This is a genomic window from Octadecabacter sp. R77987 (assembly GCF_042466115.1).
Lineage (GTDB): Bacteria > Pseudomonadota > Alphaproteobacteria > Rhodobacterales > Rhodobacteraceae > SW4.
On record NZ_JAXHBQ010000001.1, the window covers coordinates 1336429 to 1350551 of the forward strand.

Here is a 14123-nt window from a genome sequence, read left to right on the forward strand (position 1 = left end):
GTCTATCTGGCCTTTTCGCTGATACGGTGACGGGAATGTGGCGGAACCGCGAACTGCCGTTCAAATGCAACACTTTGCGCAACTGAACGGGTGCGCGACCGGGAATTTGCCGGATTGATTGTTTGAATACGTTTGCAAAAATGCAAAACCACGCTACGCTTTAGCGACCAACCCGAACCAGATTCTCACGCAGACAGGAACAACGATGTCGACGATCCATGCCCCCTTTGACGGTGTCACACATATACGCAAACCCAAGGACGTGGGCGCCGCCGACACAACCAGCATTCAGGACACTGTTTCTGCTGTTCTCAAGGATGTTCAGGCGCGCGGTGATGCGGCTGTGGCCGAGTATGCCGCCAAGTTCGACCAAAGCGATCTTGCCGTTTTCGAAGTGTCGGTATCCGCGCGCGAAGCCGCTTTGGCGGCCCTTGATCCCCAGACCCGCAAGGACACTGAATTTGCCATTGCAAACGTAACCAAGTTTGCCCGCGCGCAACTGGACACAATGCTCCCGCTTGAGATCGAGATCCGCGAAGGCGTGCATCTGGGCCACCGGATCGTTCCGGTTGAACGGGTCGGGTGTTACGTTCCGGGCGGGCGCTACCCGCTGTTGTCCGCCCCGATCATGACGATCGTGCCCGCCAAGGTCGCTGGCGTTGACGAGGTCATCGCCTGCCTTCCCCCCAATGCCCACCCCGCGATGATTGCCGGTTGCCATCTGTCGGGTGCCGACCGGATTTTTCGCATTGGCGGCGCGCAGGCGATTGCCGCGATGGCCTATGGCACCCAAACCGTGCCTGCCGTCAACAAGATCGTCGGCCCCGGCAATGCCTTTGTGAACGAGGCAAAGCGGCAAGTGTTCGGCCCCGTCGGCATTGACCAGCTTGCCGGTCCATCGGAAATCTACATTCTTGCCGATCACACAGGCGATGCGGAAATGATCGCGACTGACCTGCTGGCGCAGGCCGAACACGATGTGCGCACGCGCGTCGGACTGATCACGACAGACGCCACCCTTGCCCATGCCGTCCAAGCCGAAGTCACGCGCCAGTTGACCGAGCTTGCCACCGCTGAAACAGCCGCGCAGGCGTGGGACGACTACGGCGAAATCGCCCTTTGCGACACCGAGGCCACAATGATCGCCTATTCCGATCATATCGCCGCCGAACACCTGCAGGTGCACACCGCTGATCCCAAAACCTTTGCCACCAAGCTGCGCAACTATGGGTCACTGTTCATCGGCGAACTGGCCAGCGTGGTTTATTCTGACAAGTGCTGCGGCACGAACCACACGCTGCCGACTATGGCAGCAGGCCGTTATACGGGCGGTCTTTGGGTCGGGACTTATGTGAAAACCGTGACCCATCAGTGGCTTGAACCATCGGGCATTGCCCAGGTCGCGCCCCCCGCCGTGCGCCAAAGCACCAGCGAAGGGTTGGACGGACACCGCCGCGCGGCGCAACTGCGCCTTGACCGGCTTCAGATGAACGAAGGCTGACCGACGCCATGATCGGTGGCCGCTTCGAACGCGGCCCCGATCGCCAACACCGTGTTTTCATCGCCGTGCCGTCCGACAATTTGCAACCCAAGCGGCAGGCCATCCACAAACCCCATCGGCACCGAAAGCGCGGGATGACCTGTCATATTGAAGGGCAGCGTACGCATCGCCGTCCAGACCGGCACACCGCTGGCAAAGTCCGAAAATGGCGGCGCGGTGCCTATCGTGGTTGGCAGGATCAGGGCATCATGGTTTGCCAGTATCGCATCAATCGCGGTGCGTAACGGCGCGACATGTGCCCGCGCCTTTGCTTCGTCGGCAACCTTGGCACCCGACAGGATACTGGCCCGCGCCATGTCACCCAGTTTCCCGGCCTTGGCCGCTGCGCCATGGGTCGCGAAACATTCGGCCAGCAATATGTCCGTTCCGGCGCGTTCCGCCGCGTCATAATCGGGCATGTCGACCAATGAAATGCGCGCGCCGCAAAGGCTGAGGGCTGATGCCACCGCATCCAATGCGGACAACACCGGCCCATCCGCCCAGCCGCGCCCATAGGCAAGTGACATGCCGGACATGTCCCGCAACGCACCACCCTGCCCGCCGATCACTGCAAACGCTGCCGCCGCATCCGCAACCGTGCGCGCGATCGGCCCCACATGATCCAGTGAGGGAGACAGCGGCATCACACCCTGCATCGGCACCGCCCCGAATGTCGGCTTGAACCCGACGACCCCGCAATAGGACGCAGGGCTGCGCAGTGATCCGCCGGTATCCGTGCCAAGGGAAACGCGGACCATGCCCGCTGCCACCGCCGCCGCCGATCCTGATGATGATCCACCCGTGATGTGATCAGGGTTCCAAGGGTTCACAGGGGGCGGGTAGAGGCTGGTAAAATCTGGCCCCACTGTCGCAAGTTCATAGGTCGCCACAAGGCCAAGTGGCACCGCGCCCAGATCAATCAAACGCTGCACGGCGGGTGCCGTGTGTGTCGCTTTGCGCGTTTCCTGACTGCGCGATCCCCAGCGCACGGGCCAGCCCGCAACATCAATCACATCCTTGATTGCAAAGGGAATTCCTTGCATCGGGCCGTGGTCCATGCCTGCCTGAAACATCTGATCCGCAGCGGCCGCGGCCTGTAATGCATCCTCCCGTGCGACATGCACAAAAGCGCCAATCACCGGATTGCGCGCATCAATCCGTTCCAGATGCGCCTTGGTCAGTGCCAGCGATGTCAGCGCCCCGTCCCGCAAGGCCCGCCCTGCCTGCGCAATATCAAGATCGGCAGGGTTATCCATCAATGCGTTCCAACCAATGCGCAAGCGCGGCTGTCGTCTGTTCGGGCTGCTCCAACGTTGGCAGGTGTCCCGCATTTTCAATCACCTGCAGGGTGCTGCCGACCACAAGACCATGCATCAAATCATGTCGCGCCACCGGACACAGCGCATCATCACGCCCACACAGGATCAAGGTCGGGCAGGTCACGCCGTGCAGGGTGTCCTGCTGGTCCGGGCGCGATTGCAAGGCGCGGGATTGGTTGATGAACACCTGCGCACCAAGGCTGTGAGCCATGGCCATGCAGAGGTCCAGAATGTCGGCGCGGCGCGGGCCGTCTGTCAGGTAGTTCGGTTTCATTTCTTCGCGCATCACGGATGCAAGGCGGCCCGCCTGCACAGATGCGATTTGCGGGTCGCGCTGTGCCGCCACAGCTGCGTTTTCCGCCTTTGGGTTGGTATCAAGCAGCGCCAGCCCAAGCACGCGATCAGGCGCTTGGCGGATCACCTCCATCGCGACGATCCCGCCCATGCTAAGCCCCGCAAGCGCAAAATGCGGCGGGGCGTGGGCAAGAACATCCTGCGCCAGCGCTGCGATGGTGTCGGCGCCGCCGATCGGTGCCACCTGCACCGCACGCCCTGCCGAAAAAGCCGCGATTTGCGGCGCGAACAACCGCGCATCGCACATCATTCCGGGCAACAAAACCAGTGGTGTCATGACGCGCGCTTGGCCCCTTCGGACAGGGCGGCAAGTTTCGCATAGGCGATGTCAGGATCAACCGCACCAAACCCTGCGAATGTGCCAAAGCCGCAATCACTGCCTGCGATGACGCGATCAGCCCCGACGATATTCACAAACCGTGCGACACGTTCGGTCACCAGATCAGGGTGTTCGACAAAATTCGTTGTCGTATCCACAACCCCCGGCACAAGCACCTTGGTATCGGGAATATCCGCCGCGCGGTCACGGAACACGGCCCATTCGTGGCCATGGCGCGGGTTCGAGGTTTCAAACAGCGTGTAGCGGGCCTTGGCCGACATCAGCGTGTCAAACATCTTGGCCATGGGAATGTCGCAGATATGCGGCCCCTCGTAATTGCCCCAGCAGATGTGGATGCGCACACGGTCTTCGGGAATGTCCTGCAAAGCATGGTTGAGCGCCTCAACGTGGCTGGCGGCGACCTTGATGAATTCATCGTCCGACAGATCGTTGAACAGCATATGCCGCGACAGGGCCAGATCGGGGCAATCCAGTTGCAGGTCCAGACCCGATGCCACGATGGTTTCGTATTCCGCCTTCATCGCATCCGCCAGGGCGGCCAGATATGCATCGCGCGTGGCATAGAAATCGTTTTGCAGGAACAGCGAAATCACACCGGGGCTGGCCGCATTCATAAAGCCGCGTTCGGCACCGTGTTCGGCCATGGCGGCGCGCAGATTGGCGATGTCTTTTTCCAGCTCGCCCTGCCCTTTGGACTTGACCTCGCTCACGCACATGGGGCGCGCGTATTGCGGGCTGCCGCCATCATCGGCAAGACGTTTCAGAAAGGTCGGAAACTGTTTGAGATCGGCAGGCGCGTTGCGCGGGCTGTCACCGTCAAAACCGGTGTAGCGATCCTTGACGTAGGTGGCATAGCTGATCTTGGATGTCTCGCCATCACTGACAATATCAACGCCCGCCGCAACCTGTTTGCGCACGGTTTCGGACACCGCTGCGGTCATGCAGGCATCGAAATCCGGCTGATCGAATTCCTTGCCATTCTCGCGCGCGAAAATGAAATCAACCACCTCCTGCGTGCGCGGGAGGGAGCCGACATGAGTGGTAAGAACGGTCATCTTCTGGTCCTTTCAAAGTGCATTTCGCAAGAATGCGCGCCAGTTACCGGCACAAAGTTTGTCGATCAGCGCATCACCAAATCCGTGGGTCTGCATCGCGGTCACAAGGTTGGGCAGGTCAGCGGCCGATTGCAGCGCGTCAGGCATCGGCGCACCGTCAAAATCCGATCCGAACCCGACATGGTCCTCGCCCGCGTGGGTGATCATGTGATCAAGGTGGCGCAGGCAGGCATCAATCGTGCTGCGCCGCGTGGTCCAACCCGCCTCGTCCAGAAAGATCGTGCCAAAATTCAACCCGACCATGCCACCGGTTTCGCCCACGGCGCGCAGTTGCGCATCGGTCAGGTTGCGCGTCACAGGGCAAATCGCGTGGGCATTGGAATGGGTTGCGACCAGCGGCAAGCCCGCCTCGCCCACATCCCAAAAGCCCTTTTCCGTCAAGTGGCTGGTGTCGATCACCACCCCCAGATCGCGGCAGCGCGCAATCAGCGCCTGCCCCCGTTCCGTCAGCCCCGGCCCCGTATCACCTGTGCGATCCCAGCCAAAGGGCACGCCTTCGCCAAACACCGTGCGCCGTGACCAGACAGGCCCAAGCGAACGCAGGCCAAGCGCATAAAGCGCATCCAGCGCCAACAGATCCGGCCCGATACACTCCGCCCCTTCAAGGTGCAGCACGCAGGCAATCGCGCTACTGCCAAAGGCGGAATCAAGGCTGGCCGCATCGGTGCAGATCACCAGATGCCCTGCCGCCTGCAACTGGTGCGCAAGTCCGGCCTGCCCGATGATAGCCAGGGCCGCGATATCTTCGGGCAGGTCGGGCGGCAACGCCCCTGTCATCAAGGCCGGGTCAAAATCGTCCAGATCAAATGGTTCGCGCGCGGACGGTGCGAACATGGCAAAAAACCCGCCCGCGAACCCGCCTGCACGTGCGTTTGGCACATTGACATGGCCTTGGGCGCGCGCGAAAGTATCCGGCGTTTCACGCGCGGCCCACATCCGCCCCAAAGCATCATTGTGCCCGTCAAAAATCAGCCTTGCCATGTCAGGCCGGCCGGATCGCCTGTGGCGACAACATGATAAAGGCTTGCCTCGCCGGTCATTGACGGCACCGCACAATGGGCAAGGTTTTCCGGCACCGACATGGTGTCACCTGGTGCCAGCGTTGCCGCGCCACCATCCCATGTGACCCGCCAATGCCCGCGCATGGGCATCAGCACGGACGGGTAATTGTGGCTGTGTTTCGCATCGGTTGCGGACCCGCGTGTGATGAAATCAATCTCGAACCCCGGCTTGTCGCGCAACAGGCCGTGTTCGCCGACAACCGTCACCGGTTTCCTATCCGCCAGCGCCATCATATCCCAATAACGGGCCACGTGATTGGGCAGCACTTGGGCCGTGGTCGGTTCGGGCCGTTTGGCCAGTTCCGCGTCCGACATCAGCGGCATCGGCTTTACGCCATCTGGCAGTTTTTGCTGGCGTTTCGTGTCATAGAGCTTGCCGTTGTCGCCCAGGATCAGCCCATGATCGGCGGCATCTTCAATCACTTGCGGCGCCCACATGACACCGCCACCGGCATCGTCACCGCCCAGCACGGCCATGATCATCCCGTAATCCGTGCCGATGTTTTCAAATCCGCGGAAAATGCCCGTCGGGATGTTGAAAATGTCACCTTCTTCCAGCGTGACCTCGCCCGCGTCGCCATACCGGCCCCAGAAAAACCGCCACTTGCCCTTGAGCACGAAAAACACCTCGGCTGTGTGGTGATCATGCAGGCTGTTGCGGCACTTGGGCGGTTGGCCCGCCGCACCAATGTTGAACCCGTGCGGGATCGCGATATGCACGTGCTGGTCGGGGCTTTCGGATACTCCACCACCGATGATGGTAAAATTTTCCTTTTGATCCGAACCGGGCGTATGCGCATCAATAAAGGCGGTTTTGCAGGGTTGCAGATCGCCGTAACGAACGATGCGGGATTCCATTTCTTGCGGTGTCATTTTGATTATCCTGGCAATAAATTTGATTTTTCATGTTCAAGTTTGCCTTTTCAGGACGGCGGACGCAGGTTGAGCCGCCGTGCGCGACGGCTCGCCAGATACCCGTGCAACGGTCGCAATCCAAGCGCCAATGGCAACATCAGATAACCCCTGTGTGCAGGTGGATCTGCTTCCAGATCGCAACCTCGTCGATCAAAGTATATTCGCGGCGCAGGCCACGTTCGCCCCATTCGGCGTGGGTAATGCCCATGACATGCACCTCGGCCCCTGTTGGCGCGCCAAAGAACCCTGAACCGGCGTGTTTTCCGGTCAGCGACCAGCGCACGGCGGCACGGTTGGGCAGGCCCGCGTCATCGCGCCCGATCTGGTGATCAATCCTGAAATCGGCGGTCGGAAAGGATGACCGCAGGCGCATCCAGTCGGTTTCGACAAAATCCCAGCCCCAGCCGCCACGCGCACCCCAGTGTTCGGTTTTGACGGCGCGGTCATAATCGCTGCGGATCACAGCGAAATCCTTGTCCATGATTCGTTGCAGGATCGTCGCAAGGGTCTTGCCCCATGCATTGTCATTGCCCCGCCCCTTGTATGGCCCCTGCACATCGTGGCTGGGGTGAAAGGGGCGCTGGCACTTGTCCGGCCCGCCTTCCTGGGCGATCTGATACTGCGCATAGTCGGACGGATCCCAACCCAACTGGCGCGCAATCCCGCCCACATCGCGGATCAACCATTCATCGTCGATCACGTCATTGCGGGCGGCGCAATCGGCAATGGCATGGATCGTGAAACGCTTGCCCGTCGGCGCGCCAAAAGCGCCGTGGCCGGTGTGCGTGCCCGATGTCACCAAACGGTGCGACGACAGGAACCCGTCATCTTCGTTGCCCGACCAGATCACATCATCGGCCAGCAATTCACGGTCGGGAAATTCGGCCAGCGTGGCCAGGGTGCCGTCAATCACACCCGCGTTGCCCGTCACAAGGCCGGACGGAAACCGCATGGGGATGTCCTTGGCATAGTAATGGTGCAAGGTGGCCAGCCCGCGATCTTCCCAGATTTCCTTGGTGATCTTCACGATATAGTCTGGCAAGTCTTTGAACTGGTTTGAAAACCCCTTCATGCGTGGGCTCCTGTCTGAAGTAGAATTTGTTTCCAGATCGCGGTTTCGTCGATCAGTGTGTATTCGCGCCGGATGGTCGGATCGCCCCACGTGCCCTTGCCCGCAAAGGGGCCGAATTCGGCGTGGCTGATTCCCATGATGTAAACCTCGGCACCTGTGGGCGTGCCAAAGCGGCCCCAGCCTGCGTGCTTGCCATGCAGCGACCAGCGCACAGCTGCGCGCGGCGGCATCATTGGATCGTCCCGCCCGATCACATGATCAATGGTGAACGCGGCGTCGGGAAAGGCACTGCGCAGACCCATCCAGAAATTGTCGGCATCCGCCCAACCCAGCCCGTCCTGCGCGCACGGATAATGCAGGTTCACGGCACGATCATAATGGCGCGGGATCACGTCCATGTCCGCGCCCATGATCGCGCGCAGGGTATCGGCATAGCGCGCGCCGATTGGGTTATCGTTGCCCTGCCGGTCATAGGGGCCAGCCACATCATTGGCGGAGGTCATGGGGCGCACGCAGGTGTCCGGCCCCCCTTCGCGGGCGATCAGATCGCGGGTCCAGTCAACCACGTCAAAGCCCATCTGGGACACAATCGCCGATTGGTCACGCACCAGCCATTCGTCGTAAACCGCGCCATCACGGATCGCGCAATCGGCCAGAATACGATATTTCACCTGCTTGCCGGTCGGCGCGCCATACATGCCCGCGCGGTCATGCGTTGCGGTGCAGATCAGCCGGTGCGACGACAGATAGGCATCCGAAGTCTTGGTCGCCCCATCAGGATCGTCGCACCAGATCACATCTTCGCCCAGCAATTCGCGGTCGGGAAATTCGGCAAGCGTGGCCATTGTGGCGGCGATCACATTTGTATTGTCCACCACCACGGACGCAGGCGAGCGCACGATCAACCCGTCCGAATATAGCCCGCGCAGCGACCCGATACGCCGGTCCTCCCAGATTTCCTTGGTGATGCCGATGATGTAATGGGGGACATCCTGCCATTTGGGATCAAAGCCGCGCATGTCTTATCCTGTGGTATCTTGGGTCGAGCCGCGCAAAACCAGCTCTCCCTTCAGTTTGATCTTGTCGGCGGGCACACTTGGGTCGGCGATACGGATCAACAGTGCATCAACAGTTTGCGCCACCATCCGGTTGATCGGCTGGCGGTAACTTGTCAGATCATAGGCGGGCCAGGCGGCAATCGGCACATCGTCAAAACCGGCAATCGCCACGTCTTGGGGCACCCGCAATCCCAGCTTCAACCGCAGCGCATCCAGCACCGCAAAGGCCATGTGATCGTTGCACACGAATGCCGCATCCGGGCGATCACCCCCTGCAAACATTTCCAACGCGGCGGCGCGGGCGGCGCCATATTCAAACGCACCAACCTCGCGCGAATGAAGCGACAACCCCGCCTCCGCAAGTCCGTCACGAAATCCTGCCTCGCGGTCGCGCTGGGTCGAGGCACCCTCAAAGCCGGCGATATATCCGATCCTGGTATAACCAAGCGCTGCAAAATGCTGCGCAATCTCGAACCCGCCGCGATAGTTGTCGGTTGTCACGGAACACATCGAGTCATTGTTCTGGTCACGGTTGAACAGGACGACAGGAATACCGTGATCCTGACAGCGTTCGGCCAGTTCAGACGACATTGAAACCGACGCCAGAACAATCCCATCTACCTGATAATCAAGAATTTCCTTCATCACATCCTGCACATCGCCCACCGTGGGCGCGGCCATGAAAACCAGCACGTGATAGCCCTGCGCCTGCAACGCAACCGAAAGCCGCTCGACGGCCAGCGGATAGAACTGGTTATCAAGATAGGCGACGACAAGGCCGATGATCCGGCTTTTGCCGGTAATCATCGCGCGGGCCAGAACATTGGGGCGGTAGCCCAGCACCCGTGCCGCGCGTTCGACCTTTTCACGGGTGCTTTGCGATACACTTGCGCCGGGGGTAAATACGCGGCTCACGGCCGATTGGCTGACGCCCGCCTTTTGGGCAACTTGTTGCGATGTGACGCGGTCACTGGCCATCAGTCTGCTGTCCAACCTCCGTCAATCAACATCGACGTGCCTGTCACCAGTGCCGACGCGGGCGAGGCAAGATACAGCACTGCCCCCATGATATCCTCGACCTCGCCAACCCGGCCCAGTTTGATCTTGTCGGCAATCCACGCGGCGCGGTCGGGGTTGTCAAATGTAGCGGCTGTCAGGGGCGTGCGAACAAAGGTCGGGCAGATCGTGTTCACCCTGATCTGGCGGGGGCCCCATTCGATGGCCATGGATTTCACCATGCCCTCCAGCCCATGTTTGGACGCGCAATAGACCGCGCGATCAATCCCGCCCACATGGCCCATCTGGCTGCTGATATGGATAATGCTGCCGCCGCTTTCAGGCATCTGCGCCGCGGCGTAACTGGACAGGAAATAAGCGGCGCGCAGGTTCAGATGCATCACAGCATCATAGTCATCGGGAGTGGTTTCAAGGGCTGCGGAATGGCGCGCCGTGCCTGCCGAATTGACGACAATATCAAGGGCGGGCAGCGCATCAATTGCCACCTTCAGCGCGTCCAGATCACCGATATCCAGCGCCAAGGCTTCGGCAGACCAGCCCGCGGCTGTCATTTCATCAACGCTGCCTTGCAGCTTGTCGACACCCCGCGCTGCGCAAACCACATGCGCCCCCGCTTCGGCCAAAGCCACTGCACAGGCCTGCCCGATACCGGACGACGCCCCCGTCACAAGCGCGCGCTTGCCATCAAGACGCAGGGAAGGGGTGCGGGGCAGGGTCATGCAAATTGTCCTTCGGGCAGTGTGACGGCGCCAAGGTTGCGCGCCTTGTTAAACTCGCCCATCCGCGCCAGAACGTCGACTCCCAGTTGCGCGTAAAGGTCCAGCAGATCGACCAGCACCCAGTTTTCGCGGATCAGCCCGTTTTCCACGCGCCAGAAATCAAGGCTGCGCAGCAGGATTTCGCGCCCTGCGGGGGCGATCCCCATCCAGCCGCCATCTGTCAGGGTAAGCCGCATGTTCGGCCAGCCGGTTTCGCAGACATGTTCGCCTTGGGCGAACCAATGGGACATCAGATCGCCCAACGCGTCGAGCTTGCGGTCGGGCATCGCGCGCAGGAAAGGAATCTGGTGCCAGTTGCGAAAACCCGCGATGCCCCGCCCCGTGCCAATGCCCGTTGGCCCATACCAGTTGTTGCGTGGATGCCAGTAGGTTTCCAGTTGCATCACCGCCGGATCAGGGTCGGCAGGGTGCTTGCACAGGTCCGTCAGCATGGCAATCACATGATCCATCGCCGCCGTGCCATCGCCAGCGGCGGTCAGCCCGTCCTGCGTCATCGGCGCGGGTGTGCAAAGGTATTTGCCCAGTTGCGGTGCCATCGGCCAGGCGTTGGCTTGCACCATCACCTCGGGGATGTCCCATATGATCTGCGCCTCGCTTACCCTGCCGTCTGTAATGCGGAAAAACTCGTGATAGCGCATGTGGGTCAGGTGGCCGGTGGGCGGAATGCCAAGCCACGGGCGCAGCATCGTGCCCATGTAATTGCCCATGCAGCCGACCCAATCCTGCCCCTCGGCGTGGTTCCCGACAGCACGATCATATCACGCCGCTCCAGATCGGGCATGGCGTCCAGCAGAGGGGCATAGAGCGCGTCGTAAATCTGTGTGCCAGTTACAGTGCCAAAGGGATGGCACAGCTTGATCACCGCATCGGGCGCAAAAGTCTGATCGCAGGCCGCTTGCGCAGCCGTGGGGGTGGCCGTCACCAGCGCGTTCTGAAAAGCTCTCAGAGCGGGATTGCTTGTCACTCGGCCGCCTCGCGATAGGGTGCGCCTTCACCGTAAGGCACGTTGATCCCGCCGTAACGGCGCACGCGGATGTTGCATTGTTCGGCGTGGCCGACAAACCCTTCCAGCATGCACAGGCGCGATCCGTATTCACCGACCATCGTTGCCGCCTCGTCCGTGGTCACGCGCTGATAGCTGTGGGTTTTCAGATACTTGCCAACCCAAAGCCCGCCCGTATAGCGCCCGGCCTTTTTGGTCGGCAAGGTGTGGTTCGTGCCGATCACCTTGTCGCCATTGGCCACGTTGGTGCGCGCACCCAGGAACAGCGCGCCATAGCAGGTCATGTGTTCAAGGAACCAATCGTCGCGGTCGGTCATGACCTGCACATGTTCGGATGCGATATCATCAGCCACCGTCAGCATCTCGTCATAAGTGTCGCAAACGATAACTTCTCCGTAATCCTCCCAGGACTTGCTGGCGGTGTCCGCCGTGGGCAGGATTTTCAGGATACGGTCAATCTCGGCCATTGTTGCCTCGGCCAGCCTGCGCGAATTGGTCAGCAGGACGCAGGGGCTGTTATAGCCGTGCTCGGCCTGCCCCAGCAGATCGGTGGCGCACAGTTCGGCGTCCGCTGCCGTTTCATCGGCGATCACCATGGTTTCTGTCGGACCTGCGAACAGGTCAATGCCCACACGCCCGAACAACTGACGCTTGGCCTCGGCCACAAAGGCGTTGCCGGGGCCGACAAGCATATGCACCGGATCAATGGTTTCAGTTCCGATCGCCATGGCACCGATCCCCTGAATGCCACCCAGGACATAAATCTCGTCTGCACCACCCAGATGCATCGCGGCAATCACAGCCGGATTGGGTTCGCCCTTGAACGGGGGCGTCGCGGCGATGATCCGTGGCACCTTGGCGACCGAAGCCGTGGCAACAGACATATGCGCCGATGCGACCATCGGAAACTTGCCCCCCGGCACATAGCAACCCACCGACTGCACGGGGATATTCTTGTGGCCCAGAAATACGCCAGGCATTGTTTCCACTTCGATATCCAGCATGGAATCCCGCTGGGCCTGCGCAAACTTGCGCACCTGTGCCTGCGCGAACTTGATATCGGCCATTTCACGGTCGGACACCTTGGCGATGATGCGCTGGATATCATCGTCAGACAGGCGATAGCTGGGCGGGCTGTAGCTGTCGAACTTTTCGGCCATCTCGCGCACGGCCGCATCGCCCCGCGCCGCGATATCGGCAAGGGCGGCTTCAACGGTGGCGCGCACCGCACTGTCGTCGGCGGCGCGCTCGGCTTCGGGTTTGCCCCGTTTCAGGTAGGTCACGGTCATACTGTTTTCCTCGGGTGTAGGGGCGTATTGCTGCCGTCATCAAAGTGTTCCCAGCCGTGTTCGGTGCAACAGCCCGTATTGCCATTCCAGCGAAACTCCTCGTGGAAATGGGCGGCCATGTCGTCAGAGTTTTCGGCAAGTGCCGCCTCCATCTGCAAGATGCCCTGACGGGTCGCCTCGGCTTGTTGGGTTGGGGTCATGACAGGGCGATCCTTTCACCGCTGGCCGTGTCGAACAGATGGCAGATCTCGGCGGGAATCCGGGCGCTTACGACATCACCAATCGCGGCGCGATATTCCTTGTGGGTTTTGATCGACACCAAAGCACCGCCAAGCCGCCAGGTGATCATCGACGCCTCGCCCAGCAACTCGATCGAATACATCGGCGCGGCAATCTCGCCCCCGCTTTCGACAATCTCGGCGTCCTCGGCACGAAACCCAAGGGTGACATTGCCGGACGGACCTGTTGGCAGCCCCTTCACCTCGATGCCTTCGCCCTTGAACACGCCGCCCGCCAAGGTGCCTGCGACAAGGTTCATCGCGGGCGATCCGATAAAGCTCGCCACAAACGTGTTAGCTGGCATGTCATAAATGTCGGTGGGTGTGCCAACCTGCTGGATCTTGCCGGCATTCATCACCACAACACGGTCGGCCAGGGTCATGGCCTCGATCTGGTCATGGGTCACATAGACGGTCGTGGTCTTCAATTTCGATTGCAGGTTCTTGATCTGCGCGCGCGTGCTGACACGCAGTTTGGCGTCCAGATTGGACAGCGGTTCATCCATCAAAAACACGGTCGGCTTGCGCACAATGGCACGGCCCAGCGCCACGCGCTGGCGTTGTCCACCCGACAGATCGGCGGGGCGGCGATCCATGAAATCTTCCAGTTCGACCATCTGCACGGCCTTCATCACCATCTCGTGGTGCTGGGCCTTGGGAACCTTGCGCACACGCAGCGGGAAACGGATGTTTTCGTAAACCGACAGGTTCGGATAAAGGCCATAAGACTGGAACACCATTGAAATGTCGCGGTCCTTGGGATCAAGGTCGTTGACCATCCGGTCCCCCAGCCAGATTTCACCCTCGGTGATGTCCTCAAGCCCTGCGATCATCCGCATGGTCGTGGATTTGCCGCAGCCCGACGGCCCCAGCAGCACCAGAAATTCCTGATCCGCAATATCAAGATCAAAGTTTTCGACACCGATGAACGATCCCCAGCGCTTGTTGACGTTCTTGAGTTGCAGTCTGGCCATGTAAAAGCC

Annotated in this window: 13 protein-coding genes and 1 pseudogene; 1 reads left to right on the forward strand and 13 read right to left on the reverse strand. The window is 60.7% G+C overall.

The annotated features are described in order from the left end of the window. Positions 1 to 205: 205 nt before the first annotated feature. Complete coding sequence (gene hisD / locus SJY21_RS06695) at positions 206 to 1501, forward strand: histidinol dehydrogenase (protein WP_377507970.1); 1296 nt, start codon at positions 206 to 208, stop codon at positions 1499 to 1501. On the opposite strand, the gene SJY21_RS06700 is transcribed toward hisD (SJY21_RS06695), so the two are convergent. The 13 genes and pseudogenes from SJY21_RS06700 to SJY21_RS06760 form a co-directional block, all read right to left on the reverse strand. Then, complete coding sequence (locus SJY21_RS06700) at positions 1483 to 2796, reverse strand: amidase (RefSeq protein WP_377507973.1); 1314 nt, start codon at positions 2794 to 2796, stop codon at positions 1483 to 1485. The two genes, hisD (SJY21_RS06695) and SJY21_RS06700, sit on opposite strands and share 19 nt — an antisense overlap. Further along, positions 2789 to 3490 carry an alpha/beta fold hydrolase gene (locus SJY21_RS06705; RefSeq protein WP_377507976.1) on the reverse strand — a complete coding sequence of 234 codons (702 nt, stop codon included), beginning with the start codon at positions 3488 to 3490 and terminating at the stop codon, positions 2789 to 2791. The genes SJY21_RS06700 and SJY21_RS06705 overlap by 8 nt, the downstream gene beginning before the upstream one ends. Then, positions 3487 to 4608, reverse strand: a complete 1122-nt coding sequence (locus tag SJY21_RS06710; protein ID WP_377507979.1) for a cobalamin-independent methionine synthase II family protein — start codon at positions 4606 to 4608, stop codon at positions 3487 to 3489. The genes SJY21_RS06705 and SJY21_RS06710 overlap by 4 nt, the downstream gene beginning before the upstream one ends. A gap of 12 nt (positions 4609 to 4620) precedes the next feature. After that, positions 4621 to 5649, reverse strand: coding sequence for a dipeptidase (locus tag SJY21_RS06715; RefSeq protein ID WP_377507982.1), 1029 nt, complete (start codon positions 5647 to 5649; stop codon positions 4621 to 4623). Beyond that, on the reverse strand, positions 5637 to 6602 hold the full coding sequence (locus tag SJY21_RS06720; RefSeq protein WP_377507984.1) for a cupin domain-containing protein: 966 nt from the start codon (positions 6600 to 6602) through the stop codon (positions 5637 to 5639). The genes SJY21_RS06715 and SJY21_RS06720 overlap by 13 nt, the downstream gene beginning before the upstream one ends. Before the next feature lie 139 nt (positions 6603 to 6741). Continuing rightward, positions 6742 to 7716 (reverse strand): ester cyclase, encoded by a 975-nt coding sequence (locus SJY21_RS06725; protein ID WP_377507987.1) that lies wholly within the window; start codon positions 7714 to 7716, stop codon positions 6742 to 6744. Next, entirely contained in the window at positions 7713 to 8735 is a 1023-nt protein-coding gene (locus SJY21_RS06730) for a nuclear transport factor 2 family protein (protein ID WP_377507989.1), read from the reverse strand. Before SJY21_RS06730 ends, SJY21_RS06725 begins: the two co-directional genes overlap by 4 nt. A 3-nt stretch (positions 8736 to 8738) precedes the next feature. After that, a complete protein-coding gene (locus SJY21_RS06735; RefSeq protein WP_377507991.1) occupies positions 8739 to 9752 on the reverse strand; it encodes a LacI family DNA-binding transcriptional regulator in 1014 nt (337 codons plus the stop codon). Then, positions 9752 to 10510, reverse strand: a complete 759-nt coding sequence (locus SJY21_RS06740; protein ID WP_377507993.1) for an SDR family NAD(P)-dependent oxidoreductase — start codon at positions 10508 to 10510, stop codon at positions 9752 to 9754. The genes SJY21_RS06735 and SJY21_RS06740 overlap by 1 nt, the downstream gene beginning before the upstream one ends. Beyond that, a pseudogene (locus tag SJY21_RS06745) lies at positions 10507 to 11495 on the reverse strand (ester cyclase). The gene SJY21_RS06740 and the pseudogene SJY21_RS06745 overlap by 4 nt, the downstream one beginning before the upstream one ends. A 35-nt stretch (positions 11496 to 11530) precedes the next feature. Then, positions 11531 to 12862, reverse strand: coding sequence for a histidinol dehydrogenase (gene hisD / locus SJY21_RS06750; protein ID WP_377507995.1), 1332 nt, complete (start codon positions 12860 to 12862; stop codon positions 11531 to 11533). Then, positions 12859 to 13062: a hypothetical protein gene (locus SJY21_RS06755; protein WP_377507997.1), complete on the reverse strand. Its 204-nt coding sequence runs from the start codon at positions 13060 to 13062 to the stop codon at positions 12859 to 12861. Before SJY21_RS06755 ends, hisD (SJY21_RS06750) begins: the two co-directional genes overlap by 4 nt. Further along, positions 13059 to 14114 carry an ABC transporter ATP-binding protein gene (locus SJY21_RS06760; protein ID WP_377507999.1) on the reverse strand — a complete coding sequence of 352 codons (1056 nt, stop codon included), beginning with the start codon at positions 14112 to 14114 and terminating at the stop codon, positions 13059 to 13061. Before SJY21_RS06760 ends, SJY21_RS06755 begins: the two co-directional genes overlap by 4 nt. Between the last annotated feature and the right edge of the window lie 9 nt (positions 14115 to 14123).